Origin of the sequence: Streptomyces sp. NPDC007901 (assembly GCF_042959465.1) — a bacterium.
Classification (GTDB): Bacteria; Actinomycetota; Actinomycetes; order Streptomycetales; family Streptomycetaceae; genus Streptomyces.
Window position 1 is genome coordinate 1 of the sequence record NZ_JBIBKW010000049.1, and the last position, 23,285, is coordinate 23,285.

24 protein-coding genes and 4 pseudogenes are annotated in these 23,285 nt (G+C 67.8%); 17 read left to right on the forward strand and 11 right to left on the reverse strand.

The features are described from left to right. The first annotated feature begins 426 nt into the window (after window positions 1-426). The 6 genes and pseudogenes from ACFZDK_RS54100 to ACFZDK_RS54125 all read left to right on the forward strand — a co-directional run bounded on the left by ACFZDK_RS54100 (window position 427) and on the right by ACFZDK_RS54125 (window position 4,037). Window positions 427-624 (forward strand): AlpA family transcriptional regulator, encoded by a 198-nt coding sequence (locus tag ACFZDK_RS54100; protein ID WP_073946053.1) that lies wholly within the window; start codon window positions 427-429, stop codon window positions 622-624. Continuing rightward, window positions 615-1,445: a hypothetical protein gene (locus tag ACFZDK_RS54105; RefSeq protein ID WP_390986398.1), complete on the forward strand. Its 831-nt coding sequence runs from the start codon at window positions 615-617 to the stop codon at window positions 1,443-1,445. Before ACFZDK_RS54100 ends, ACFZDK_RS54105 begins: the two co-directional genes overlap by 10 nt. A gap of 36 nt (window positions 1,446-1,481) precedes the next feature. Beyond that, window positions 1,482-2,512: pseudogene (locus ACFZDK_RS54110) on the forward strand (IS630 family transposase). Between the two features lie 89 nt (window positions 2,513-2,601). Beyond that, window positions 2,602-3,117 carry a hypothetical protein gene (locus ACFZDK_RS54115; RefSeq protein ID WP_390986400.1) on the forward strand — a complete coding sequence of 172 codons (516 nt, stop codon included), beginning with the start codon at window positions 2,602-2,604 and terminating at the stop codon, window positions 3,115-3,117. 414 nt (window positions 3,118-3,531) lie between these two features. Beyond that, on the forward strand, window positions 3,532-3,843 hold the full coding sequence (locus ACFZDK_RS54120; protein WP_390986403.1) for a hypothetical protein: 312 nt from the start codon (window positions 3,532-3,534) through the stop codon (window positions 3,841-3,843). Further along, window positions 3,762-4,037, forward strand: coding sequence for a hypothetical protein (locus tag ACFZDK_RS54125; protein ID WP_390986451.1), 276 nt, complete (start codon window positions 3,762-3,764; stop codon window positions 4,035-4,037). The genes ACFZDK_RS54120 and ACFZDK_RS54125 overlap by 82 nt, the downstream gene beginning before the upstream one ends. Here ACFZDK_RS54125 and ACFZDK_RS54130 read toward each other — a convergent pair. From ACFZDK_RS54130 to ACFZDK_RS54145, 4 genes are all read right to left on the reverse strand, one after another. Beyond that, complete coding sequence (locus ACFZDK_RS54130) at window positions 3,994-5,058, reverse strand: substrate-binding domain-containing protein (RefSeq protein WP_390986406.1); 1,065 nt, start codon at window positions 5,056-5,058, stop codon at window positions 3,994-3,996. The two genes, ACFZDK_RS54125 and ACFZDK_RS54130, sit on opposite strands and share 44 nt — an antisense overlap. Before the next feature lie 481 nt (window positions 5,059-5,539). Further along, window positions 5,540-6,811: a sugar ABC transporter permease gene (locus ACFZDK_RS54135; protein ID WP_390986408.1), complete on the reverse strand. Its 1,272-nt coding sequence runs from the start codon at window positions 6,809-6,811 to the stop codon at window positions 5,540-5,542. 5 nt (window positions 6,812-6,816) lie between these two features. Then, window positions 6,817-7,596 (reverse strand): ATP-binding cassette domain-containing protein, encoded by a 780-nt coding sequence (locus tag ACFZDK_RS54140; RefSeq protein ID WP_390986411.1) that lies wholly within the window; start codon window positions 7,594-7,596, stop codon window positions 6,817-6,819. Between the two features lie 36 nt (window positions 7,597-7,632). Then, window positions 7,633-8,721, reverse strand: coding sequence for a substrate-binding domain-containing protein (locus tag ACFZDK_RS54145; protein ID WP_390986413.1), 1,089 nt, complete (start codon window positions 8,719-8,721; stop codon window positions 7,633-7,635). Window positions 8,722-9,009: 288 nt separating this feature from the next. On the opposite strand from ACFZDK_RS54145, the gene ACFZDK_RS54150 reads away from it, so the two are divergent. The 4 genes from ACFZDK_RS54150 to ACFZDK_RS54165 all read left to right on the forward strand — a co-directional run bounded on the left by ACFZDK_RS54150 (window position 9,010) and on the right by ACFZDK_RS54165 (window position 13,728). After that, window positions 9,010-11,547: a SpoIIE family protein phosphatase gene (locus ACFZDK_RS54150; protein WP_390986416.1), complete on the forward strand. Its 2,538-nt coding sequence runs from the start codon at window positions 9,010-9,012 to the stop codon at window positions 11,545-11,547. A gap of 7 nt (window positions 11,548-11,554) precedes the next feature. Continuing rightward, window positions 11,555-12,637 (forward strand): substrate-binding domain-containing protein, encoded by a 1,083-nt coding sequence (locus ACFZDK_RS54155; protein ID WP_390986419.1) that lies wholly within the window; start codon window positions 11,555-11,557, stop codon window positions 12,635-12,637. A gap of 662 nt (window positions 12,638-13,299) precedes the next feature. Then, window positions 13,300-13,473: a hypothetical protein gene (locus ACFZDK_RS54160; protein WP_390986422.1), complete on the forward strand. Its 174-nt coding sequence runs from the start codon at window positions 13,300-13,302 to the stop codon at window positions 13,471-13,473. 87 nt (window positions 13,474-13,560) lie between these two features. Then, complete coding sequence (locus tag ACFZDK_RS54165) at window positions 13,561-13,728, forward strand: hypothetical protein (RefSeq protein WP_390986425.1); 168 nt, start codon at window positions 13,561-13,563, stop codon at window positions 13,726-13,728. 99 nt (window positions 13,729-13,827) lie between these two features. Here ACFZDK_RS54165 and ACFZDK_RS54170 read toward each other — a convergent pair whose 3' ends face one another. Continuing rightward, on the reverse strand, window positions 13,828-14,592 hold the full coding sequence (locus ACFZDK_RS54170) for a transposase family protein (RefSeq protein WP_390986428.1): 765 nt from the start codon (window positions 14,590-14,592) through the stop codon (window positions 13,828-13,830). Between the two features lie 317 nt (window positions 14,593-14,909). Between ACFZDK_RS54170 and ACFZDK_RS54175 the strand changes: the two are divergent. Further along, window positions 14,910-15,056: pseudogene (locus tag ACFZDK_RS54175) on the forward strand (IS5/IS1182 family transposase); the annotation flags it as partial. A gap of 225 nt (window positions 15,057-15,281) precedes the next feature. Here the strand turns inward: ACFZDK_RS54175 and ACFZDK_RS54180 are convergent. Further along, window positions 15,282-16,244, reverse strand: coding sequence for a zinc-binding dehydrogenase (locus ACFZDK_RS54180; protein WP_390986430.1), 963 nt, complete (start codon window positions 16,242-16,244; stop codon window positions 15,282-15,284). Window positions 16,245-16,411: 167 nt separating this feature from the next. Between ACFZDK_RS54180 and ACFZDK_RS54185 the strand changes: the two genes are divergently transcribed. From ACFZDK_RS54185 to ACFZDK_RS54200, 4 genes and pseudogenes are all read left to right on the forward strand, one after another. Then, entirely contained in the window at window positions 16,412-17,056 is a 645-nt protein-coding gene (locus ACFZDK_RS54185; protein WP_390986433.1) for a TetR family transcriptional regulator, read from the forward strand. 43 nt (window positions 17,057-17,099) lie between these two features. After that, window positions 17,100-17,437, forward strand: a pseudogene (locus tag ACFZDK_RS54190) (hypothetical protein); the annotation flags it as partial. An 84-nt stretch (window positions 17,438-17,521) separates the two neighbouring features. Next, entirely contained in the window at window positions 17,522-17,995 is a 474-nt protein-coding gene (locus tag ACFZDK_RS54195) for a nuclear transport factor 2 family protein (protein ID WP_390986454.1), read from the forward strand. A gap of 26 nt (window positions 17,996-18,021) precedes the next feature. Continuing rightward, on the forward strand, window positions 18,022-18,558 hold the full coding sequence (locus tag ACFZDK_RS54200; RefSeq protein ID WP_390986436.1) for a TetR family transcriptional regulator: 537 nt from the start codon (window positions 18,022-18,024) through the stop codon (window positions 18,556-18,558). 140 nt (window positions 18,559-18,698) lie between these two features. On the opposite strand, the gene ACFZDK_RS54205 is transcribed toward ACFZDK_RS54200, so the two are convergent. From ACFZDK_RS54205 to ACFZDK_RS54215, 3 genes are read right to left on the reverse strand one after another with little or no spacing between them, the layout of a single operon-like run. Further along, window positions 18,699-19,130: an SDR family NAD(P)-dependent oxidoreductase gene (locus tag ACFZDK_RS54205; protein ID WP_390986457.1), complete on the reverse strand. Its 432-nt coding sequence runs from the start codon at window positions 19,128-19,130 to the stop codon at window positions 18,699-18,701. After that, on the reverse strand, window positions 19,114-19,446 hold the full coding sequence (locus ACFZDK_RS54210; RefSeq protein ID WP_390986439.1) for an SDR family NAD(P)-dependent oxidoreductase: 333 nt from the start codon (window positions 19,444-19,446) through the stop codon (window positions 19,114-19,116). The genes ACFZDK_RS54205 and ACFZDK_RS54210 overlap by 17 nt, the downstream gene beginning before the upstream one ends. 3 nt (window positions 19,447-19,449) lie before the next feature. Continuing rightward, complete coding sequence (locus tag ACFZDK_RS54215) at window positions 19,450-20,043, reverse strand: TetR/AcrR family transcriptional regulator C-terminal ligand-binding domain-containing protein (protein WP_390986442.1); 594 nt, start codon at window positions 20,041-20,043, stop codon at window positions 19,450-19,452. Between the two features lie 90 nt (window positions 20,044-20,133). On the opposite strand from ACFZDK_RS54215, the gene ACFZDK_RS54220 reads away from it, so the two are divergent. Together ACFZDK_RS54220 and ACFZDK_RS54225 are read left to right on the forward strand one after the other, a co-directional pair. Further along, the gene (locus ACFZDK_RS54220; protein WP_390986444.1) at window positions 20,134-20,844 is read left to right on the forward strand and encodes an SDR family oxidoreductase; all 711 of its coding nucleotides are present in this window, start codon (window positions 20,134-20,136) and stop codon (window positions 20,842-20,844) included. Between the two features lie 138 nt (window positions 20,845-20,982). After that, window positions 20,983-21,867 (forward strand): annotated as a pseudogene (locus ACFZDK_RS54225) (helix-turn-helix domain-containing protein); the annotation flags it as partial. Here ACFZDK_RS54225 and ACFZDK_RS54230 read toward each other — a convergent pair. After that, window positions 21,866-22,912 carry a zinc-binding dehydrogenase gene (locus tag ACFZDK_RS54230; RefSeq protein WP_390986446.1) on the reverse strand — a complete coding sequence of 349 codons (1,047 nt, stop codon included), beginning with the start codon at window positions 22,910-22,912 and terminating at the stop codon, window positions 21,866-21,868. The pseudogene ACFZDK_RS54225 and the gene ACFZDK_RS54230 sit on opposite strands and share 2 nt — an antisense overlap. Window positions 22,913-23,027: 115 nt before the next feature. Beyond that, the coding region (locus tag ACFZDK_RS54235) for a hypothetical protein (RefSeq protein ID WP_390986448.1) at window positions 23,028-23,285 on the reverse strand (258 nt) is incomplete at its 5' end.

A 23,285-nucleotide genomic window follows, 5' to 3' on the forward strand; every position in this document is an offset into this window, starting at 1 on the left:
CTCCCACAGTTCGTCAGGAACCAGCCGCTGCGACAGATCGACACCCACGACCGACATCATGCCGCACGGACATCAGACCACGTGAGACAACGTCTAATTGACGAGGGACTCGGGGTGTTCGTGACGGACGGCGCGGCTTCGTTCTCCGATCGCGTCGGTTGGCCCCTGTGTTTCGTCCGTTAGCAATCGTCCGTGAGTTCCGCTGCGGGGGCGCAACATAGACCACGATCGCCGGTTGGCCAAACCGGCGATCGTGACGACCATTGAGGTGTTCTCAGCGGCTGTGCTTGGCGGTGGAGCCGTTCGGACACCATGGCCCTTCATGTCGGCGCCCAGTAGTCCCCGTAACTGACAGCGTGTGCTGAGTGCAAGTCGAGCGCTGTCGCTTGGGCGGCCGGCATATCTGGAATACCCGAGGAAACATCAATGGCTCGTCCACCTGCGCTCAAGCTCGCCGAGGTCCTAGCGGAAATCAGGATGAGCCCGTCGGCTTTCTATCGCCTGCGCGCTCGCGGTCAGGCGCCTCGAATGATCAAGCTGCCCAATGGTGAACTGCGCTGCCGCCGCGCCGATCTGGATGCGTGGTGGGATGCGTGTGAAAGGGATACGCCTGGATGGCGATGAGTTATAACGTCCGCTTCTGGGAGATACGTGAGCGCCCCGACCGGCGCAAGCCTTTCCAGATTCGGTGGACGGTTAACGGGCGAGAGAAGTCTGAGTCCTTCATTGCGTTCGCGCTTGCTGATAGCCGGCGTGCGAAGCTGATGACAGCTGCGCGCGAGGGTGAGCCGTTTCACGAGCACACAGGTCCGCCGGCATCCGAGTTGCGGGCCATCAAGCAGCGCACTACGTGGTACGACCTGGCGCACGAATACATCGAGCAAAGATGGGAGCGCACGCCAGGGAACACGCGCCGCACCCTGGCTGATGCCTTCGCTACGGTCACGCCCGCCCTGGTCCGCCCCGGCGCAGCGTATTCCGATCCGCGGGTACTGCGGCGTGCCCTGTACTCGTGGGCATTCAACAAGAAAGCGTGGCAGTGCGAGCCCACCGAGGAGTGGCTCCACGCGCTGGACTGGATGAAGCGGAACTCGCTGCCGGTCAGCGCCCTGGCGGAAGCCGACGTTCTGAGGCGGGCCCTCGATGCTACGTGCCGCAAGCTGGACGGCAAGGCGGCTGCGGCTAAAACAGCCCGTCGCAAGAGGGCTGCGTTCAACGAAGCTCTCAACACTGCGGTGGAGAAGGGGTACTTCGCAGAGAACCCCCTCAAGGGGCTCCGGTGGCAAGCGCCAGCAGTCAGTGAGGAGGTGGATCCGGCCGCCGTTCCCAATCCGGCCCAGGTGCTTCGGCTGCTTGAGGCCGTTGCTCGCCAGCGTGGGCGCGGTCCTCATCTTGAAGCATTCTTCGGTTGCATGTACTTCGCGGCTATTGATCCGAAACGGTAGGTGTTCTGGGTCGTTGATCCCTGTGTGAATGAACTGGTGGGGGACGCACGGCAGTTGTCGCCGTCGGCGCAGGAGGCCCTTCGCCTGCGGGCGGTGGCCGCGTTGGTAGCGGGCCGGACTGCGAGGATGTCGCCGCGGTGTTCCAGGTCTCGCTCAAGGCGGTGGACAACTGGTGGGCGAAGTGGCTGGCAGGCGGACGTGAGGCACTCGTGGCCCAGCCGCGTGGGCGGCGGGTCGGCGAACATCAGGTTCTCGATACGGCCGAACAGCAGGCGATCCGGCAGGCCGTATTGGATCACAGGCCCTGTGACCTGGGGCTGGCCGGGCAGCTGTGGACTCGTGCCGGTGTAGGAGACCTGATCGCGAAGCTGTACCGGGTGCGGCTGACAGAGCAGGGGGTGGGCAAGTACCTGCGCCGGTGGGGACTGTCGTTTCAGCGGCCGGACAAGCGGGCCGTCGAGCAGGACGCGGAAGCGGTCCGCCTCTGGCGGGAGGAGACCTGGCCGGCGATCCAGGCGAAGGCGAAAGCCGAGGGCGGCGAGGTGCTCTTCGCCGACCAGGTCGGCATCCGCTCCGACCAGGTCACCGGCCGCACCTGGGGCGCCACGGGGTGCACCCGCGTCGTGCGCCGCACGGGCAACAGGTTCTCCGTGAACGCGATGTCCGCGATCAGCACGAAGGGCCGGATGCACTTCATGGTGTTCACCGAGACCTTCGACGCCGACGTCATGTGCCGCTTCCTGGACCGCCTTGCGGGCCACTTCGCCCACAAGGTGCACCTCGTCCTGGACGGACACGCCGCCCACCGCTCCCGCAAGGTCCGCGCCTGGCTCGCTGCCCACCCCGACCGGATCGAGTTGCACTTCCTGCCGTCCTACTCGCCCGAGCTGAACCCCGACTAGCTGGTCAACGCCGACCTCAAACGGAGCCTGCCCATGCACAGCCGGGCCCGCGACCAGGCCCAACTCGCCGCCGAAACCCGCAGGTTCTTCCACCGCCGCCAACGCCAGCCACACATCGTCCGCGGCTACTTCGGCGGCCCGCACGTCCGCTACATCCTCGAATAGAACCCTTTGAGTTTCGGATCAATATGCGGCCAGCTGAGGTCATCCACCTTCGGATCGATCAATGCCACTTGCCGAAGACGGGATGGGGGATGCTGAACCTCTCGGGCGGAGTTGTCACGTCTGGCAAGGAGTGGACCGACGACGGTGAGGTGCACGAGGTGCACTCGCTCAAGCGTCGTGCGGCAAGTGCGACGCGGCCTGTTCCCATTCCGCCGCAGTTCGTACGCATGCTGCGTGCCCATGTGAATCGGTTCGACGTAGCACCTGACGGTCGACTCTTCCGGAACCAGGCTGGCAACTACGTGGATGCTGCCGCCTACGGCATCACGTGGGCGCGGGCCCGGGAATATGCCCTGACTCGTACTGAGCGCGCTTCTCGCCTGGCCAAGCGGCCTTACGATCTCCGGCATGCCGGGATCTCGTTCTGGCTCTACTCCGGAGTGGACCCGGCCGAGTGCGCGCGCCGTGCCGGCCAGAGCATCGAGGTTCTCTTTCGCCACTACGCCAAGTTCCTTGACGGCCTTCGAGAGCAGGCGAACCGTCTCATCGAGCAGTCCATGAACGAGTGGCAGCGCGTCAGTCAAGGTGATGTACCCGAGGGCTGAACCGGGGGTTTGGTCCGTGACTGGTCCGGAAGCACTGGTCAGGATGGGTGCAGTCGTGGGAGGAATTGGGAGTTAGTACGCAAGCCGGGCCCGGTCGAGAGCGGGTTGCACGAAGGGCGCCTGACGGGTGAAAACCCAGGTCAGGCGCCTTTCCTCGTGCGTCTAGAAGAAGCCGAGCTTCTTCGGCGAGTATGACACCAGCAGATTCTTCGTCTGCTGGTGGTACAGCTCTAAACGTCGTTGACCAGTGGAAACAACGGATGTTGGGGTGCAGGAGGCGGCGTCGGCCCGTGTGTGGTCCGGATCCTGGAAGTTGGTGTCGACTGCTGGACTGAGTGACTTTGCTGTTCTTGCAGCAGGGGGGGTGAGGGGCGCGGGGCTGTGTTGGGCCTTTGGACAAGACCCCTGTACCGGGTGCGCCTGACCGGGCAGGGAGTGGGCAAGTATCTGCTCTGGTGGGGACTGTCGTTCCAGCGGCCGGACAAGCGAGCTGTCGCGGTGGGCGCGGAAACAGTCCGTGTCTGGCGGGAGGAGACCTGGCGGCCGATACAGGTCGGCATCCGCTCCGACCCGGTCACCGACCGCAGTTCCTCACCTGGTGCGCGGAGTGCGACGTTCCTGAGGTCAGGCAGCTCGCCGCCACCATCGACCGCCGGTGGCCGGAGATCGAAGCGTTCATCGACACCGGGCACAGCAACGCCAAGAGCAAGGGCGTCCACCGCGTGATCAAACTCGTCGCACGCAATCCTTCGGCTTCCGTAACGCCGACCACCAGCGCCTACGGGTACGCTGCGTCACCACACGCCGAGCCCGAGCGCACCTTCGTACCGCTCAACTTTGAAGACCCGGCGGTTCACTCAGCGGTCAGACGCGGTGTCAGCCGAGGCTGTTGCCCCACAGAGAGGTGTCGGTGCTCTTGAGGCTGGGGACGCCGCCGTACGTGCCGCCGTCGACGGTGACGAGCGGGGCGGAGAGCTGGTCTTCCAGAAGTCCGTCGCGGACCCGCACGATGGTGCTGTCGTGGTCGGTCTTGCCGGGTTTGAACGTCTTCCCGTCGATCGCGGCCTTGAGGTAGTACAGGGCGTACTTGGCGTAAAGGTTGGCTGGCTGGGACACGGTGGCGTCGATGTTGCCGTTGGAGATGTTCTTGAGTTCCCTGGGGATGCCGTCGTTGGAGACGACGAACACGTGTTTCTTGTCCTTCGGGCTGGCCAACAGCCCTTGCTGCTTGAGCACGTGGAGCGTGCCGGACAGGGCCAGGCTGGACTGCATGTAGATGCCCTTGATGTCCGGGTGGGCTGTCAGGTCGGTCTGGAGTTTCTGTGCGGCGACGGCGCCGTCCCAGTTGGTGGCCTCGCCGAACACCTTGATGCCCGGGTAGTTCTTCTTCATGCAGTCGTTGAATCCCTTGGTCCGGTCACGGCCGTTGATCGATGCGAGGTCGCCCTCGAGCATCACGACCTTGCCCTTGCCGCCCAGCTTGGTGCCCAGGTACTTGCATGCCTTCTCGCCGTAGGCGCGGTTGTCGGCGCGGACCACCATGTAGACCTTGCCGGTGTCCGGGCGGGTGTCGATGGTGACGACCGGGATCTTCGCCGCCTGCAACTGCGCCAGAATTGGCGCGATGGCAAAGGTGCTCTGCGGGGCCATCGCGATGCCCTTGACGCTCTGGAGGATGAGTGTCTGCGCGTTGGCGGCGAGTTTGGCGACATCGTTCTGCGAGTTGGTGGTCTTGAGCGAGAGGCCGAGCTGCTTGGCGTACTCCGGCGTGTACTTGATGTACGCGTTCCAGAAGTCGGTGTCGGAGCGCGGGTAGTCGACGCCGACCAGCGGCTTGCCGCCGCTCGACGTGTCCGTGATGCCGCCGTCGCTGCAGGCGCTGAGCAGCACCAGTGCCGAGAGGGCGGAAGCAGCGGAGCTGAGGACGGATCTCAACCTCATCGGTACTTCCTTGCGCTGGGTCCCGAAGCGCCTGCCGTCTACCCCTCGGAAGGGCTGGCTGTGAAATCCCAGCTCAGTCGGATCAGGGGGTGGTAGCGGGGGTCACGTGGCCGGCAGATACATCTCATCAATCGTGTGGAATTTTTGATCTGATCTGTGCAGAGGGAGAGGGGCATGTCACATCCGGCCGACACCAAATTGCCTCGTTATCCAACATGCTTGTGAAACCATTCTAATTGTACCTAGCTATTTACCCTTGCAAGTTTGTTGACATGGACGGGATAGCCGCGGCGCTGGCAGGTGCTCGTGGGAGTCCTGGACGAGTCCCTCCGTTGGTGCTTCCCGCGAACTGGACGCTGGAGTCAGCTCACGCATGGCGGTGGGAGACGTGCGTGTCGAGCCGGTCTCAGCCCGGCACGATCGGCGCCCCGACGCCACGCCCAGGTCGCTGCGGGCATCACCGGCGCCGCCCGTGGAAGTGTCAGGCGCGCCCGTGCGCCTGCTGCGTGTGTCGGGACAGCGAGTCAATGACCACCGCGGCGAAGAGTACCCCGCCCGTGATCACCAGCTGGACGGCGGTGGGCGTGTCGGTGAGGGCCATACCCGAGGCGATCGACTGGATGACCAGCATGCCGAGCACTGCGGACCAGGTCGTACCGCGTCCTCCGAACAGGCTGGTGCCGCCGATGACGGCGGCAGCGATGGCGTTGAGCAGCAGGACGCCGGAGCCGGAGTTCTGGCTCACCGACGTGATGCGCGAGGCCAGGAACAGGCCGCCGGTCGCCGCCAGGGTGCCGGAGACTGCGAGCACGGCCGTCTTTACGCCGGTCACGCTGAGGCTGGCGCGACGGGCCGCCTCGACGCTGCTCCCCACTGCGTAGACCTGCCGTCCGTAGTGCGAGCGCCGGAGCATGATGTCGAGGCCCGCCACCACGGCGATGAAGATCAGCAGAGCAAGCGGCAGGCCCTGGAACTGGTTCAGCAGGTAGGCGGAGGCGAACGCGATCACCGCCACTACTCCTGTGCGCACCCCGATGGTATGCAGCGGGCGGTGTGGCATGCCGACGGCCCTGCGGCGGCGCCTGTCCAGGTAGGAGGCGAGGAAGACCAGAGCTGTGGCGAGTGCCGCCACCGCGTAGGCGACGCCGGCGTTGGTGAAGTAGTAGCTGGTCAGGTGGGCGATGAGCCCGTTCTCGTCGAGGTTGACGGTGCCGCTGGTGCCGAGGATGGCGAGCATGAGGCCGTTCCACGTCAGCAGCCCGGCGAGGGTGATCACGAAGGCCGGCACCCGGGTCCTGGCGACGGAGTACCCCTGGACGGTTCCCGCCACGGTGCCCGTCAGCACGGCTGCGATCAGGGCAAGCCATTCCGGCACGCCGTTGTTGACGCTGAGCACGGCGAAGACCGCGGCGGCGAACCCGCTGATCGATCCGACCGACAGGTCGAGCTCACCGAGCAGCAGCACGAAGACGATGCCGACCGCGATGAGCCCCGTACCCACGATGTCCACGCCGAGGTTGGACAGGTTACGGGGCGAGAGGAAGGTGGAGTTGATGGACTGGAAGATGATCCAGACCGCGGCGAGGACGAGGGTGACGGGAAGGTGGCCCAGCTCACCGGCGCTCAGCCTGCGCCGCCGGAGGGCGATCCAGCCCGCCACACCACGGGTGACGGCCCGCCCGGCGCGGCGCTGACGGGCTTCTGCGGTGGCTGCTGCGGGATCGGCCCGCGTCTCGTCCGGCATGTCACGCATCCCTTTCACCACTCGGCCTCGTGGGTGGCCGGCCGACGGGGCACGTTCTCCGTGGCGCCCGTGATGGAGGAGACGATCTGCTCCTGGGAGGTGGTGCTCACGTCGAAGAAGCCATTGTTGCGGCCGAGTCGCAGCACAGCGGCCCGGTCCGCGAGCGCCTTCACATCGCCCATGTTGTGGCTGATGAGCAGGATCCCCAGGCCGTGGTCGCGGAGACGGTCGACGAGGTCGAGGACCTCGGTGGTCTGCTCGAACCCCAGCGCCGCGGTCGGTTCGTCCAGAAGAAGGACGCGCGGATCGCCGAGAAGCGAGCGGGCGATGGCGACGGTCTGTCGCTGGCCGCTGGACAGTGACATCAGGGGACCGCGCAGATCGGGGACGCCCCGGGTCAGGCGCTCCAGCAACTGCCTGGTGCGGCGCTCCATCTCCACCTCGTCGAGGAAGCCGAACCTGCGGATCTCTCGTCCGAGGAAGAGGTTGCCGACGACGTCGAGGTCTCCGCAAAGCGCCAGGTCCTGGTAGACGGCGGCGATGCCGAGGTCCCGGGCTTCATTGGGACGCCGTATGTGAACGGTCCGGCCCTCCCACTCGATGCTCCCCTTGTCCGCGGGAGCGACCCCGGTGATCACCTTGACCAGGGTGGACTTGCCTGCTCCGTTGTCGCCGAGCAGGGCGAGGACCTGGCCGGCGTGGATCTCCAGCTCGATGTCCCGGAGGACCTCGACGACGCCGAAGCGCTTGCACACACCGTGCAGGGCGAGCAAGGGGGGAGGCAAGAGAATCATCTCCTTCCCGGGCCCGGGGCCGGCCGGTCCCGCCTGTCAGGTCAGCCCGGCCTTGTGGCAGTCGCCCGCGAGTGGCGGGGTGCAGATCTGTTCGAGCGTGTACACGCCGTCCTTCACCAAGGTGTTCTTGATGGTCCCAAGGGTCACGGACACCGGGGTGAGCAGCACGGCTGGAACCTCCGCGCCGCTGCGGGTTTTCACCTGCTTGGTGGCCACCCCGTCCAGGCGCTGACCACGCGCGGCGGCCACCGCCATGGTGCCGCCGGCGGCAGCCTCGGGTCCGAACGGCTTGTAGACCGTCATGTACTGATCGCCGCTGACAATGCGCCGTACGGCTGCGAGCTCGGCGTCCTGCCCGGTGACGGGCGGCAGCGGGCTGACCTTGTTGGCCTTGAGGGCGGCGATACTGCCGGCGGCGAGGCCGTCGTTGGCGGCGTAGACGCCGTTGATGCTGCTGGCGCCCAGGGCGGAGATGGCTCCGGACATGTTCAGGTTCGCCGCCTCCGTGCTCCACTGGGGTGTGTCGTACTCCTTGGCGATCGTCACCTTCCCCTGGAGTTCGGACAGTGCGCCCTGCTTGAACGACAGCGCGTTGGGGTCGCCGGGGTCGCCGTTCATCATCACGATCCGGCCGCCGTGCGCCTTGGCGCCCATGGCCGTCAGCAGCGCCTTGCCCTGAAGCCTGCCGACCTCCTGGCCGTCGAAGGAGACGTAGCCCGAGATCGGGCCCTCGGCGAGGCGGTCGTACGCGATGACCGGGATGTGCGCGGCAGCTGCTTTTCCGACCGAGGCGCCCATGGCCCTGGCATCGACGGCCGCCAGCACGATGGCATTGACCCCACGGGCGATCGACGAGTCCATCTGTTCCTGCTGGATGGCCACGTCACCTTTGGCGTTGGCGTGCTCGATCGTGCAGTCGCCGCACAGCTGCCGGATCCTCTGTTCCAGCAGAGGCCTGTCCTGAGTCTCCCAGCGGGCGGTGGTGGAGTCCGGCAGCAGCACGCCGATCTTCCGCGCGCTCCCTGGGTCGGAGGTGTTCCCCGCGCCCGATCCGCAGGCGGTGAGGGACACGGCCGTCGAGACCGCGGCCAGGGCAAGGGCGGTGTCCCGAACGCAGGCATTCATGCGCGAGGCCTCCCTCCTCCCTGGAGCCGTGCGGCTGCGACCGCGGTGCAGCGGCGTGGCCCACCGGGGCGAGGCGGGGTCTCGGCCCACACCCGCCCGGACCGGGTGAAAGCGGCAAAACGACCACCTCGCCAGTGTGACACCGGCCATGGTGAACTGCGAACTCGATGCCGCGCGGCCGGTACGACGCCAATCTGTCCGGTTCGTCCATCTATGCGATTCTGGTAGGGGGAATGCCCAAAATTCGGCCGGTCGGCTCCCCGGCAGGGACGGGAGGTAGATGCGGACATGCCTCACGACGGCGGTGCCCGGGCCGGACTCTCGCAGCCGGGGACAGCCGAGGCCGGCGTTGCGGACACCGGCTCAGCACCGGGGCCGGAGACCCCCGTGAGCGTCCGTGCCCTGACTTTCGCCGGAGCGGCGCTGGCAGTGCTCTATGTGCCCGGCGCAGGTTCTGACGACCTTCGGTCGGTGGACACGGCCGGATGCGCTCCTGCCGAGTACGGGCTGCCGGAGCGCTTGGCCCTGTCCGGCGGCTCGCCTGCGGCCCACGCCTTCCGTGCCCCCCGCCCCGTGTGGCTGACCCCCGCGGCACTCGCCTCCTACCCCGAGGGATGTCCGGCGCCGCGGCGAGTCCCGACATCGCTCGGTGCGTTGCCCCTGGGCGCCGAGGGCAGACGGCTCGGCTGCCTCGTCGTCGTGGGCGCCGGTGAGAACGGCTTCGAAGCCGAGCAGCAGCGCTTCCTGGAACGCTATGCCGACGCGGTCGCCGACGTGCTGGAGCCCGGGGCCGCGGGAGGGCCGCCGCCGGCACCCTTGAGTTCGGCACTGCGCCGCATGCGCGTCGGCTCCTTCGTTCTGGTACCGGAAACCGGCGTGATCGACGCGGACGAGACGCTGTGCGAACTGGTCGGCATCAAGCCGGACGACTTCGACGGCAAGGCGGACTCCCTGCTCGCGCACGCACTGCCGGAAGACCTGCACGCGCTGATGTCGGTGCTGGAGCCGTCCATCCAGGCGTTCGGCCGACGGGAACTGGACTTCCGCGTTTGCCCCACTGGTGAGATGCGCTGGCTGAGTCTGAGTTGCCGCGTGGCGGCAGGTGCCGACGACCGGCCGGAGCAGGTGCTGGGCGTGGTGACGGCGACCTCGGTCCTGCACCGGGGCGCCGACGACGTCTCCCGGATCCAGTGGTTGACCGCCGCACTCGACAAGGCCACCTCCGTGCGCGATGTCAGCCACGTGGTGATCACCGCCCTGCGCGAGCCCCTGAGCGCTGACCGGGTGGCGCTCGCCGAGCTGCAGGACGAACGGCTCCAGGTCACCCTGCTCGACCCGCCGCAGCCCGCTGCCTGGCCGCAGACATGGCGGCTCCAGTGGCGTTCGGAGTGGCCCGACGCACCCCTCAGTGCTCTGCCCACCCTGCAGATGGCTCTGCGAGACGGACGTATGGACCTGTGGCCGACAGGCACCGCCTTCGAACCGGGACTCGACGGCATCGGCCCCGGAGGCCTTGCGGTCCTGCCACTGCCCGCAAGGGGCCGGGTCGCCGGCGTGTGCCTGATCGGCTGGGACCGGCCGCACGAGTTCGTCCCCGAGGAACGTTCGCTGCTGACCGCCACCGCCTCACTGGCCGGCCAGGCCCTCACCCGCGCCCACGCCTATGACGCCGAACAGGAACTCGCGACGATGCTGCAGCGCAGCCTGCTGCCGCGACGTCTGCCCGAGCTTCCCGGCGGGATCGCCGTCGCCCGCTACCTGCCCGCCCGGCGAGGACTGCAGGTGGGCGGCGACTGGTACGACGTGATCGCTCTCTCCGAGGACCGGGTGGCGCTGGTCATCGGCGACGTGCAGGGGCACAGCGCCGCAGCCGCGACGATCATGGGGCAGGTGCGTACCGCGGTCAGGGCGTACGCGGTGGAGGGCCACCCGCCCGACGTGGTCGTCTCGCACGCCAACCGCCTCCTCGTCGGCATGGAGACGGATCTCTTCGCCACCTGCTGCTACGCCGAACTGGACATGGACGAGGGCGACGTCCTGTTCGTCCGGGCCGGGCACGTCGCACCGCTGCTACGCCATCCCGACGGCAGCACCGAGGAGGTCGAGGTCGAGGGCGGCCTTCCGCTGGGCATTTCCATGGAGGCGGACTTCCCGATGACCGCGGTGGCATTGGCGCCCGGAACGATGCTCGCCCTCGTCACCGACGGGCTGATCGAGGCCGCCGATCTGTCCCTGGACGAGGGCATGCGCCGCACGCGCGCCACCCTCGCCGCGGCCGACCCGTCGGATCCTGGGCGGGTGGCCGACGACCTGCTGGGCGACTTCGGCCGTCGTGAGGACGACGTGGCGCTGTTGCTGCTGCGCTACGACGGCATGAAGACCCGGCCGATCCGCTCGGGTTGGCTGGTGTGGCGCCTGCCCGACGCCGTCATGCACGCCCGTCGGTTCACCGCGCGCACGTTGCGCCGCTGGAAGGTCGAAGAAGCCACCGACCCGGTGCTGCTGGTGGTGTCCGAACTCGTCACCAACGCTCTGGTGCACACCCAGGGCCCGGTCCGTCTCGACCTGATGCTCCGCGGGGACCGGGTGCGTGTCTGCGTGAGCGACTCCTCTCCGCGGGCGCCCGCCAAGCCCGTGATCGTGGACTGGGAGTCGACCGGCGGCCGGGGTCTGCTCTTGGTCGAGGCGATGTCGGAGTCCTTCGGCACGGTGCCGGTGGCCGGCGGCAAGCAGGTGTGCAGCGAGATAGCGGTACCGCGTCGTCAACCGGCTTCGGTGGGCGCAGAACCGAGCGCAAGGACGGGGACCGATCGTGACGTACCGTAGGCACAATATGATGCTCCGTACATGGTATGTCATCGGCGCACTCGTCGGGGCCCTGCTGACCATGCCCTCGGCTGCCTGCACAGGAGACGGAAAAGCCACCACGGACAGCTTCACCGTCGGCTTGCTGCTGCCGAGCCGGTTGGTGCCACGCTGGGAGAAGTCCGACAAGCCGCTGATCGAGCAACGGGTGAAACAGCTCTGCCCGCACTGCAACGTCACCTATGCCAACGCCGACGACGACTCAACGGCCCAGCGGCAGCAGATGACCGCCATGATCACCAAGGGGGTCAGGGTCATCATCCTCGGCGCCACCGACAACAGGGCGCAGCGCTCTTCCGTCCAGGAGGCGCACAACGCGGGCGTCCCGGTCGTCGCCTACGACAGGCTCGCCGACGGCCCGATCTCGGGCTACGTCAGCTTCGACGGCGTACAGGTCGGCACGCTGCAGGGCCAGGCCCTTCTCAAGGCCATGCACGCCCCGGTCAAGGACGGGACCATCGTCATGATGAACGGCGACCCGACCAGCCCCAACGCCGCGTCTTACAAGAGAGGTGCACTGTCCGTCCTGCGCGGCAAGGTGAGGATCAGCCGTTCCTACGACACCCCGGGCTGGAGCACGAACAACGCGAACGCCAACATGTCCGCCGCCATCTCGGCCCTGGGCCCGGGCCGGATCGACGGCGTCCTGGCCGCCAACGACGCCATGGCCGCAGGCGTCATCTCCGCACTCAAGAGCGCCCACGTCAGGCGCCTTCCACCGGTCACCGGCCAGGACGCCGACCTCGACGCGGTGCAGCGCATCATCAACGGCGAGCAGTCCATGACGGTGTACAAGTCCTTCCGTACGGAAGCTGAAGCAGCCGCTGCCATGGCCGTCGCCCTGGGCCGCGGCGAGAAGCTGCACACCATCGCCACGACGACGACCGACAGCCCCACCACCCACCACATCCCGTCCGTGCTCCTCACTCCGGTCGCCGTGACAACCGCCAACATCAAGCAGACCCTCATCAAGGACGGCGTGTACACCATCGCCCAGATCTGCGCACCGCAGCTGCGGGCCGCTTGCGCGAAGGCAGGGCTGACTCCGTAGATGGGCGGGAACCGGCGTGAGGGGGCCTTGGCCAGCCATTCGCGACACGCTCCCGCGTCTGGCGGCCGTCACCGCCCTTGCTCCCATTCGGTGCGCGTCATTTTTTGGTCTCGTGGCGGGCCGACGCGGCTCGATCTGGTGTCGAAGGCGCCGAAGTGCGAGAGCAGCGTCCCTTGACGACTGGCGCACCGGGTTCCCCGGAGATGGGTACAACACCCTCACCGCCACCCTGAACTGACAACCGAGCGAACATCATCAACGGCATCCGGTATGTGATCCGGGTTCATGCCCGTGAGGGTGACCCACTCGGGCTCGGCTGCCGGCAGGCTCAGCTCGTGCAGGGGCGTCACCTGATGGTGACGCCCCTGCACTTCGCGTCCGTGGGACGGATCGAAGACCGTCGTCGCGCTACAGCCGGTCCTTCCGGTCTGGCTGTCTCCGGCGGGATCAGGGGGACCCTTGCCGCCCTCAATTGCGAGGAATTCCCAGCTCGGCGACCACTTCAAGCGCCCTAGAAGAATCCAAGCTTCTTCGGCGAGTACGACACCAACAGGTTCTTGGTCTGGTACAAGGCTCGGATGTTCTTTGACCAGCGGAATTAGCCAGCGTCGGGGCAAGGAGGGCTGGCCCGGAAATGGTCCGGATATTGGTTTCGGTGCCAGATGGGGGAGCCGGAGCGGATCACGGCGCGCCGGAGCGAACTGGACACGCTCGCCGCGGAGTTGGCCAGGCAGCTGCAGGAGGTCCAGGCCGGGAGGGAGGAGCTCGTGATCGCCGAGCGGGTCCTGAACCGGCTGGCCGAGCAGGGCCGTCGCCCCCGACACCCGCCCGGGTAGCGGGGCGGGCGGTTCTGCTGATCCCGCACCGCGCGAGATTCCCGACGAGTCCGCCCTGCCCGCCGACCACGCAAGGTCCTGGCAGTCGTGCGGGCCGGCGACAGCCCGGTCCAGGTCGGGGCGGTGGGCGAGGAGCTGGGCCTTGAGGTGGCGGTGCGCGGCATGCTGGAACCGTTGCGGGCGAAGTTGACCAAGCTTGCTGACCGCGGCCGGCTGTACCAACGCCCCGACGAGAGATTCACCGCCCGCTCGTAGCCGCGCCGCCGGCGGGTGACTGAGGACCGTAACCGGCGGGCCCCCGGCGGCAGTTGAGTTTGGTGTGAAGAAAAACAAGCCACTGAGCTGTTTCCAACCTCAGTTTGAGCAGGTCGGGTGCAGGGTGAGGACTGCATGGACGAGAGTGGTGATGCGGGTTGTGGAGCATCGCAGCTTGCGCAGGAGCCGCCAGGTTTTGAGAGTGGCCATGGCCTGCTCGACGAGCGCGCGGATCTTCGCGTGTGAGCGGTTGACGGCCTGCTGACCTACGGAAAGCGTCTCCCAGCGACCCCAGTAAGGCACCCGGATGGTGCCGTTGGCACCCCGGTAGCCCTGGTCGGCCCAGCACTCCACGCCGGCTTCCTTCAGGGCGTCGATGATGCCGTGGGTTCGCGCGGCCTTGATGTCGTGAACCGCTCCGGGCAGCGCCGAGGAGGCCCGCGGCAGTCGACCGAAGGGGTCTGCAATGATCTGCACGTTCATCCTGTGCTTCTTGTGTTTGCCGGAATAGAACGGCCGGTCCGCGGCATTGCGGTCGATCGGCAGGAGCGTGCCGTCCAGGATCACGAACGCCTTCATCGAGGCGGTCCGCACCGCGTCGGCCAGGCTGGGGGCAAGAGCAGCCAGGAGTTCGACAGCCTCGGTGACATAGCGGTAGGCCGTCGTGGTTCCGACGCCGAACCCGGCCGCGAGCTGAGCATACGTGTGCCCCACTCGCAGATGAGCGAGTGCAAGCAAAGCCTGGCGGCCGGCGCTCAGGCGCCGCCAACGGGAGCCGATCGTACGGCGGTGCCGCCGCAACTGCTGCGTGAGGAAGCGGAGGGCCGAGCTGGACACGTCGACGCCCGACGGGTAAACAAGCACGTGAAGCCTCTGGTGAAGACGGTTCTCTTGGTCGAAAACCCATCTACCAGGGGCTTCACGACGTTGTCAGCCCAACTGCCGGAATCGCACGCCGAGTTGGAAAGGGACCACTGAGCCGTTTCCAACGTGGCCGATCGGCAGGCGAGTCGGCGTGAGAACGGTGTTGGGGAGGAGATGAAGCTCCTGATAGATGGGTTGTGCCTGACCGGCCTACTCGCCGCTCGGCGTCAGGAGCGCGGATCACGCTGGCACCGGCCGACCCGCAGCCGACAGGTCATGCTTGTCCTGGGCACCTGCGGTGCGGCCACACCTACAGCCAACGGGCCGTGTACGTCTCCCATGCCAAGATCCGCGCCCTCGGCGAGCAGGTCATCGCAACCTTGAAGACGTGGCGGCTGCTGCGCAAGCTCCGCTGCAGCACCACGCGCATCGACGACCTGGTCAAAGCCACTCTCGCCCTCCACCGGGGACATCACGCTGAGGTCGGAAAGTGGCTCACGGCCATACTGGGCATCATCACGCGGCCCCCGCACGGCGGCGCACCCTGATGCCGGACGAGACAGCGATAACGGGGCGCGCCACGTACTTGCCCGGCGTCGACGATGGCGACCGTCAGCGCCGGGCATCAGCCACGACCTGAGCAGGTCCCATTTCGTCACCCGGGGCCGCGAACGCCGTCCCTGCCCGACTCAGGGCGCCAGCACGACCCTGCCGAACACCTTCCCCGCGTCCATCTCGCGGTGGGCCAGCACCGCCTGGTCCAGCGGCAACACTTCGTGCACGACCGTGCGCAGGTCCCCGTGCGCAGCATCGGCGAACTGGGACGACCGCACGGCCTGCCGGTCGGGGCCGGGCACGGTGTCAGAGCTGAACGTGGCGAATGACAACGACCTGCGGAAGGCGTCCATCAGCCGCATGCCGAAGTCCGCCGGCGGCTGCCCACCGATTACACCGACAGCCACATACCGCCCGTTGGAGTTCAACTTGTCCAGGAAAAGGGGAAGCTGGGGACCCCCCACGACATCGATCACCACGTCGAAGCCCGCCGGTGCGTCCGGGCCGTCCTCGCCGGAGCGGTCAAGGACATGGGTCGCGCCCAGGTCCCGCAGGCGGGCGCCGCGCTCCGCCGACGAGGTGGTGACCGCCACCGCGCTCGCGCCGTCCCTGGCTGCGAGTTGGACCGCCGTGATCCCGATGCTGCCCGCCGCACCGCGCACGAGCACCGTCTCGCCAGGCGTGAAACTGGCCCGGGCCAGGGCGAAGTGGGCGACCACGCCGGAGCCGCCGAGGGTCACCGCGTCGGCGCCGGTCAGGCCGTCGGGCAGCGCAAGGACGTCCTCGACCGAGGCGACGGCGTGCTCGGCGTACCCCCCGGACAGGCCGGTGAACGCCCACATCCGCCGCCCGATCCACGAGGCGTCCACGCCCTCTCCCACCGCGGTGACCCTTCCCGCGACCTCGCTGCCGAGGAGATGGCCCTCCCGGAAGCCGTAGGCGGCAAGCGTTCCCCGGCGGATCACGGCGTCCACGCCGCCTACCCCGATCGCCTCCGTGGCGATCTGCACCTGCCCCGGGGCAGGAACGGGCACGGGGACATCGACGACCTCCAGGCCATCGGGGTCTCCGAACGTCCTGATCACGACGGCTTTCATCTCTGCTCCTCGGGTTGGTGGAGGGACGGATCGCAGCTGCTGCGCGCCATGGGCGTCAAGCCGGCTCCCAGAGCCGGGGCATCACCGGCGAAGTGCCGGGACGGGGCGGCAGCACCGCCATCGGACCGTAACGGACGCCCCCGTCCGTTTGGCTAAAGTGAGAAGCGATGACCAACCATTTGCCTCAGACTGTGCGCTCCGACGCCCGCGACAACCGGGCCCGCATCCTGGACGCCGCCCGCGCGGTGTTCGGCGAAGAGGGCCTGAGTGCGCCCATGCGCGAGGTCGCCCGGCATGCAGGCGTCGGCCCTGCCACGCTGTACCGGCATTTCCCGACCAAGCAGGCACTGTTCGCGGAGACCTTCGCCGAGCAGCGGCGAGCCTGCCATGCCGCCGTCCGCGACGCCCTTACGGACTCGGACCCGTGGCACGGATTCCGGAGCCTGATCGAGCGGATCTGCGAACTCCACGCCCACAGCAGGGGATTCGCCGACGCCTTCATGACGGCCTTCCCCGAGGCCATGGACTTCGCCGCAGACCGGGAGCGGACTCTGCACGCGGTCGGCGAACTGGCCCGCCGTGCCCAGAAGACCGGCCAGCTGCGCCCCGGCTTCGTCGTCGACGACCTGGTCCTCATGCTCATGGCCCACCGGGGCCTCCAAGACACGCCGCGTGCCGCCCGGGTCACGGCCTCCCGCCGCTTCGCCGCCTACATGATCGAAGCGTTCCGCGCCGCACCAGAGACGGGAGCGCCTACGCCGCTGCCGCCAGTACCAGGCCTGCAGCTCACGTACTCGCCCAGCACGCCATAGATCCGTCACCTGGAGGTCCGTCAATCCTTGCAGCCCGATATCCTTGTCGGGCCCCTGCCGCAGGCAGGTTGGAAAGGGCTCACTGTGTCGGGGCCCTGACGGCCTTGTCTGCACCGCCCGCCTGCCGCTGTCGAGTGCCACCCTGAACTGGCTCGCCGGCCTGATACGCGGCCACCTGAAGAAGATCGGCTCGCGGTGGCGGGCCCTGCCCGTGGGGAAGATCGCCGCCATCGTGCTCGCGCCGCTGCGCTGTGACCAGCGGCCTGGCGACTGGCCGGCGGCAACGGGATACACCGCACCACCGTGGCCCGGTGGGTGAGGGAAGTCGCAGGCCTGCTGGCCGCCCGCGCCCCGCGCCTGAACCGCGCCCTGAGGAAGATCACCCCTGGCGTTACCTCTGCTCGACTACCCGCAACGGCTGTCGGGGTGGTAAGTTATAGGTCGACCACTAACGTAGGAGTGAAAATGACAGTCAAGGAAGACGACGCCAACCGCCGCGCCGCTGCCCAGCACGCCCTGGCCGAGCACCTGCGCCTTACCGCCGCAGGACGCGTCGAGGAATGGGTGGAGCTGTTCGCCCCGGACGCGGTGCTCGAGTTCCCGTACGCGCCGGCCGGCGTGCCGCAGCGGGTGACGGGGCGAGACGCGCTGGTCGCGCACATGAGTAACTTTCCCGAGACCTTCGACGTGGAGTTCGTCGACCTGGTGTTCCACGACACGGTCGATCCGAGTCTGGTGATCGCTGAATTCCGTTCAAAGGGCAGGGCGCTGCCGACCGGCAAGCCGTACGAGCAGACGTGTATCTCCGTCGTCCGGACCGATGACGACGCGCGCATCACCCACTACCTGGACTACTGGAACCCGCTGGTGGCGATCGAGGCGCTCACACCCCACGACGTGCCGTCCGACCCTGACCTCAGCGTGACTTTTGGAGGCTGAGGGGGGAGCCTGTTTAACTGATTGCCATGCCCGCCGCCGGTACCAGCACGAAGAGCGACGAACGACGTCGGACAATCATGGCCGCCGCGGTCGACTGCTTCGCGCAAAAAGGTTTCTACGGTACGACGACGCACGAGATCGCAGACTGGGTCGGCATCTCTCAGCCGTATCTCTATCGCCTGTACCCGAACAAGGAATCGCTGTTCGCGGCCGTGGTCGACCACGTGTCTGTCGTCATGACCGAAACGCTGGTCGCTCACTCGCCGACACCGGGTGGGGCCGGGCCGGCGCTGGATGCGGCGCGCGGCGCCTACGCCGCGCTCGTGGCAGACCGGAACATCCTGCGTTTCCTCATGCACGCGAACTGTGCCGTCGGCGAGCCGCTGGTGGCAGAGGCCGTGCGCAGGTGCTACGCCAAGCAGGTCGACACCGTTCGGCAGCTGCTGGGCGACGACGACGCCGTGCGGCGCTGGTTCGGCGCCGGAATGCTCGACAACGTGGTCGCCGTGCTGGGTCTGGCCGACATTGATGAGCCGTGGGCACACGTCCTTACCGCTCGATGACCCGATACCGGTGTTGCGGGTCATGACGTTGATGGCGCCGGCGGGGTGTCGGGCAGTGCTGATGGATCTTCGAGGGTCATTCGGGGCGGCTTCGTGAGTCTGGTGCTGAGATCCCAGAGCTGCTGCTGGATGCTCGGATCTTAAGCATCGGCGTGTGCCTTTGCGGCACGGGTGCGGTCGTAGAACTGTCCGGTCATCCCGTCGAGTTCGGGGGCGAGGATGAGGCGCAGGGTGGCCTGCAGGCCGTCTTCGAGGGAGTCGATGCTGTAACCGACCGAATCCAGGACCATCCTGGTCGGCATGAAGGTGGCCGGGTGCAGGCTGTTGACCGTGACTCGGTGCGGGTGGAGTTGTCGGGCGAGCAGTAGGCCCGTGGCGATCATCGCTAGTTTGGACTGGCCGTAGGCGCGCATGCCTGAGTAGTCGTGTTCGAGGGTGGGGTCGTCGAAGTCGATCGGGGCCTGGCCTATCGAGGCGATGTTGACGACACGGGTGGGCGCGCCGCGGTCCAGCAGGGGCAGCAGGCTTTGGGTCAGCGCGAACGGGGCGAGGTGGTTAACCGCGAAGCGCAGCTCGTGCCCGTCGGCGGTCGGTCCCGTCGGGTTCGCCGCCGCCGATGCCGGCGCTGTTGACCAGCACCGAGATGTGGTCGGTGAGCTCGGTGATCTCGTCCGCAAGCCGGTGCACTTGCGCCAGTTCGGCGAAGTCGGCCCGGACTGTGTGGATCGAGGCCGGTGCATCGGCCAGCATGGTGGCCAGTTCCTTGAGCCGGCTTTGGTTACGCCCGTGGAGGATGCCCGTCGTTGCGGGCTGTTCTGCGAGGGCGCCGCTGAGGGCGCGGCCCAGCCCGTCGGTTGCTCCGGTGATGACGATGGCGCGATCGGGCATGTGCTACTCCTCTCCGGGGTGTTCGTTCAGCAGATCTCGGATGGCGGTGATGTCGCCTTGGTCGAGCAGTTGCTCGGTGGCGAGGACCCGGTACCAGATCAGGCCGAAGACCAGGTCGGCGGCGAAGGCCGCCGTCAGGCGGGCGGGCTTGTCGCCGCGGGCCGCGGCCCGATCGACGATTGTCTCGAGCGCGGCCCTGCGTTTGATCAGGAAGCCGTCCTGGAAGCGGCGCCGGAAGTCTGCGTCGCGCTGCGCCTCGGCCATCAAGGAGCGCAGGACGGGGACCACCCCCGGGAAGGCCATCAGGGCGGCGGAGTCACGCAGGAACGCGTCCAGCTCCGCCTGGAATGAACCCTGGTCCGCGGTGGAGACCTTCAGATCCGCCTTGAGCGCCAGGGCTTCGAGCAGGACGTCCGCCTTGGTGGGCCACCAGCGGTACACGGTCTGCTTGCCGGCCCCGGCGCGGGCGGCGATGCCCTCGATGGTGAGGTCTGGGAAGCCGACCTCGGTGGTGAGCTCGTAGGCCGCAGTGAGGATCGCGAGCCTGGTCTGCTCGCTCCGCTTGCGGCCGCGGGCGGGTGTCGTGGTGCCGGTCATGGCTGCCAGCCTAACCCAGTATCGAGACGCAACGTCTAGAAATGGTGTTACTCTCATTCGAGACGTCACGTCTCGAAATAGGGAGTGAGCATGTCCACTGCACTCGTCATCGGCGGCACATCCGGGGTCGGCCTGGCGGTCGCCCGGCAGCTCGCCGGTCGGGGACACGCGGTCCACATCGCCGGGCGCAACACAGAGCGGCTGAAGGAGGCAACGGCGGCCATCGCCGGAGACGTCCACGTGCACGTTCTCGACGCCGCCGACGCGGAGGCGGCCGCGTCGCTCGCGGCGAGGATCGCCCCGATCCGGCACCTTGTCATCACCCTCGCTGGCAAGGGTGGCGCCGGCCTGCTCGGCGACCTGCCGCTCGATGACCTGCGGCAGGCGTTCGAGGAGAAGTACTGGCCCACCGTCACCGCCCTCCAGGCGTCGCTAGCTCATCTCAGCGAGGACGCCTCGATCACCCTCGTCGGAGCCATCACAGCGCGGGCTGCCATGCCCGGCACGGCCGGCATCGGCTCGCTGAACGCCGCCGTCGAAGGGCTCGTCCAGCCGCTCGCCGCCGAACTGGCGCCGGTCCGGGTGAACGCCGTGTCGCCGGGATACGTGGACACGCCCTGGTGGGACGCACTCGCCGCCGAGGATCGATCCGCGTTCTTCAAGCAGGCCGCCGACGCCCTGCCCACCAAGCGCATAGCCACCGCCCCGGATGTCGCCGAGGCCATCCTGCTGCTGGCCACCAACCCCAACATCACCGGAACCGTCATCGAAACAGACGGCGGCGCACGCCTGACCGCCTGACACTTCGTCACCATTGCCCAGCCGCCGCACCGTCGTCGCACGGAACGGCTTCGGCGAGTAAATGGTGGTCTGCATACGGAACGGGGTCGCGAGCCGCTGCTCGCGACCCCGTTCCGCGCCGCCTCAAGGAGCCTTCTCGTGACACACGCCAACGCACCTCTATCCAATGAAGGGCGCCGTCGCCTCGTCGAGCGATGCAAGACACGGCCGATCGCCCACGTCGCAGCGGAGATGGGGATATCCCGCGCCTGCGCGTCGAAGTGGGGCAACCGCCACCGCCGCCACGGTGAGCTGGGCTTACACGATCTTCCTTCAACACCGCGCTGCCGGCCGACCGCGACAGACGCCGCCGTCGTGGCCCTGATCGAGGACCTCCGGCGCGGCCAGAAATGGTCGGCGTCCCGGATCGCGTTCGAGCTCCAGTCGGAGGGTGTCACGATCAGTCGCCGCACAGTGTCACGGCACCTGCTCGCGCTCGGGCTGAACCGCCGCAAGTTCATCGACCCGAACGGCCAATTGAACCGGGAGCCGCGGAAGATCACCGCGCACCGCCCCGGGAACATGGTCCTCGTCGATGTGAAGAAGGTCGGCCGGATCCCTGACGGCGGCGGCTGGAGAGCCCACGGACGCGGCAGCGAACAGGCCAAGGACGTCGCGCGTCGCAAGAAGAAGAGCGAGCGCGGCGGCTACATCTACCTCCGCTCCGCCGTCGACGGGTTCAGCCGACTCGCCTACACCGAGGCCCTGCCCGACGAGAAAGCAGCAACCGCCATCGCGTTCATGCACAGGGCGAGAGGATGGTTCGCCGCCCACGGCATCATCCACATCGAACGGATCGTCACCGACAACCGAGCCTGCTCCCGCGCCCACGCGTTCGCCCGAGCACTCCCTGGGTCACGCCACCAGCGGATCACGCCCTACACCCCGCGACAAAACGGCAAGGTGGAGCGCTACAACCGGATCATCGCCGAGGAATTCCTCTACGCCCACACTTGGCCATCTGAAGATCAACGCCGCACAGCTAGGGCTGGTCGTCGAGTGTGACGATGACCTTTTCGGCCGCGCCTGGGGTGAGGGTGAGTTCGAAGGCGCCGGTGACGTCGGAGAACGGGACGCGGTGGCTGATGAGCTGGGCGAAGCGGTCTTGATGCGCCGCGAGTTCGGGGGTGACCTCGAAGATCTCGGTGGGGTAGGCCTGGGAGGCGATGAGGGTGAGTTCGCTGCGCAGCATGCCGGTGAGGTCGATCTCGCCCTTCTTCTGCACGGCGACCATGACCAGCTTGGCGTGCCATTTGGCGTTGTCGATAACGGTGTTGAGGACGGCCGGGGCGCCGGCCGCGTCGATGTAGATGTCGGTGCCGGGGCAGGGGTGGCCCAGGGCGTTGGCGGCCTGGCCGTGCAGTTCGGTCAGCCGGGCGGTGATGTCCTCCTCGGCGGAGTTGACGACCGCGTCTGCGCCGACGGCCAGTGCATTCTCCAGCCGGGAGGGGATGACGTCGGCGACGACTACGTGCCGCACACCGCGTAGCTTCAGCCAGATCGCGGCGCCCAGGCCGATTGGACCCGCGCCGAAGACGACGACCTTGTCGTCGGGCGTGGCCTGGGAGCGGTTGACGGCATGCCGGGCCACGGCCATCGGCTCGTTGAGCGCCGCCACGGCGAAGGGCATGTTGTCCGGGAAGACCTGCACATTCTGTCCGGCGACGGCGTTCTCGATGAGCAGGTACTCGCTCATGGCGCCCTGCGTGCCGCCGCAGCCGATGAGGCCGGACGGGTGGCCGGTCGGATCGATCACGACCCGGTCGCCCACCGCGAGGCCCTCGACCTCGGCGCCGAGCTCGGCCACCTCACCGGCGGGCTCGTGGCCCAGGGCCACGGGGACGATCTCCCCGCCGAGGTGTCCGTGGGCGGGCAGGCCGCCCATGTGTAGGAAGGCGGCGTCGGTGCCGCAGATGCCGCAGGCGCGGATGCGTACCAGGGCGACGCGCGGGCCGGGGACGGGTCGTTCGACGTCCACCACCTCGATCTTGTCGACGTCGGCGGTCCGGACGGACTTCATCGTGGCCATGGGAAGGTTCTCGTTTCTCTCGAAGAGTATGGAACACGTGGTTCCGAGCCGGTCCGGCGCGTCCGCGGGAGGCGAATGTGCGGATGGTTGCGGCGTGTGCGTCCGCCGGTCCGGTTCACGCCCAGGGCGTGTTGTCGTCCCCAGGCCGGTTCGCGTCCTCGCGGACCGCCTGCTGGCGTGGGGCCTCGTACGACGGCCGCTGGTGCGGGGCCACGGTCACCGCGTGGCGGGCGGCCGGGGCCGGGTGACGGTAGCTCGCGATGAGGCCGCCGGCCCCTCCTAGCTTGATCTTTAACCTGTGCGGCGTGGTCGTGGGGCGGTTGACGTCTTCGTTCGCTGTTTCGCGGGTTGTGTCTTGCGGGGTGTGTGCACG

Bases quoted from the DNA above. Each gene is read 5' to 3' on its own strand.
- ACFZDK_RS54195 (WP_390986454.1), top strand. From the start codon at position 17,522: ATGACAGTCAAGGAAGACGACGCCAACCGCCGCGCCGCTGCCCAGCAC.
- ACFZDK_RS54115 (WP_390986400.1), top strand. From the start codon at position 2,602: ATGCTGAACCTCTCGGGCGGAGTTGTCACGTCTGGCAAGGAGTGGACC.
- ACFZDK_RS54155 (WP_390986419.1), top strand. From the start codon at position 11,555: ATGATGCTCCGTACATGGTATGTCATCGGCGCACTCGTCGGGGCCCTG.
- ACFZDK_RS54130 (WP_390986406.1), bottom strand. From the start codon at position 5,058: ATGAGGTTGAGATCCGTCCTCAGCTCCGCTGCTTCCGCCCTCTCGGCA.
- ACFZDK_RS54185 (WP_390986433.1), top strand. From the start codon at position 16,412: ATGACCAACCATTTGCCTCAGACTGTGCGCTCCGACGCCCGCGACAAC.
- ACFZDK_RS54230 (WP_390986446.1), bottom strand. From the start codon at position 22,912: ATGGCCACGATGAAGTCCGTCCGGACCGCCGACGTCGACAAGATCGAG.
- ACFZDK_RS54210 (WP_390986439.1), bottom strand. From the start codon at position 19,446: ATGCCCGATCGCGCCATCGTCATCACCGGAGCAACCGACGGGCTGGGC.
- ACFZDK_RS54160 (WP_390986422.1), top strand. From the start codon at position 13,300: ATGGGGGAGCCGGAGCGGATCACGGCGCGCCGGAGCGAACTGGACACG.
- ACFZDK_RS54200 (WP_390986436.1), top strand. From the start codon at position 18,022: ATGCCCGCCGCCGGTACCAGCACGAAGAGCGACGAACGACGTCGGACA.
- ACFZDK_RS54105 (WP_390986398.1), top strand. From the start codon at position 615: ATGGCGATGAGTTATAACGTCCGCTTCTGGGAGATACGTGAGCGCCCC.
- ACFZDK_RS54150 (WP_390986416.1), top strand. From the start codon at position 9,010: ATGCCTCACGACGGCGGTGCCCGGGCCGGACTCTCGCAGCCGGGGACA.
- ACFZDK_RS54140 (WP_390986411.1), bottom strand. From the start codon at position 7,596: ATGATTCTCTTGCCTCCCCCCTTGCTCGCCCTGCACGGTGTGTGCAAG.
- ACFZDK_RS54145 (WP_390986413.1), bottom strand. From the start codon at position 8,721: ATGAATGCCTGCGTTCGGGACACCGCCCTTGCCCTGGCCGCGGTCTCG.
- ACFZDK_RS54220 (WP_390986444.1), top strand. From the start codon at position 20,134: ATGTCCACTGCACTCGTCATCGGCGGCACATCCGGGGTCGGCCTGGCG.
- ACFZDK_RS54100 (WP_073946053.1), top strand. From the start codon at position 427: ATGGCTCGTCCACCTGCGCTCAAGCTCGCCGAGGTCCTAGCGGAAATC.
- ACFZDK_RS54135 (WP_390986408.1), bottom strand. From the start codon at position 6,811: ATGCGTGACATGCCGGACGAGACGCGGGCCGATCCCGCAGCAGCCACC.
- ACFZDK_RS54215 (WP_390986442.1), bottom strand. From the start codon at position 20,043: ATGACCGGCACCACGACACCCGCCCGCGGCCGCAAGCGGAGCGAGCAG.
- ACFZDK_RS54180 (WP_390986430.1), bottom strand. From the start codon at position 16,244: ATGAAAGCCGTCGTGATCAGGACGTTCGGAGACCCCGATGGCCTGGAG.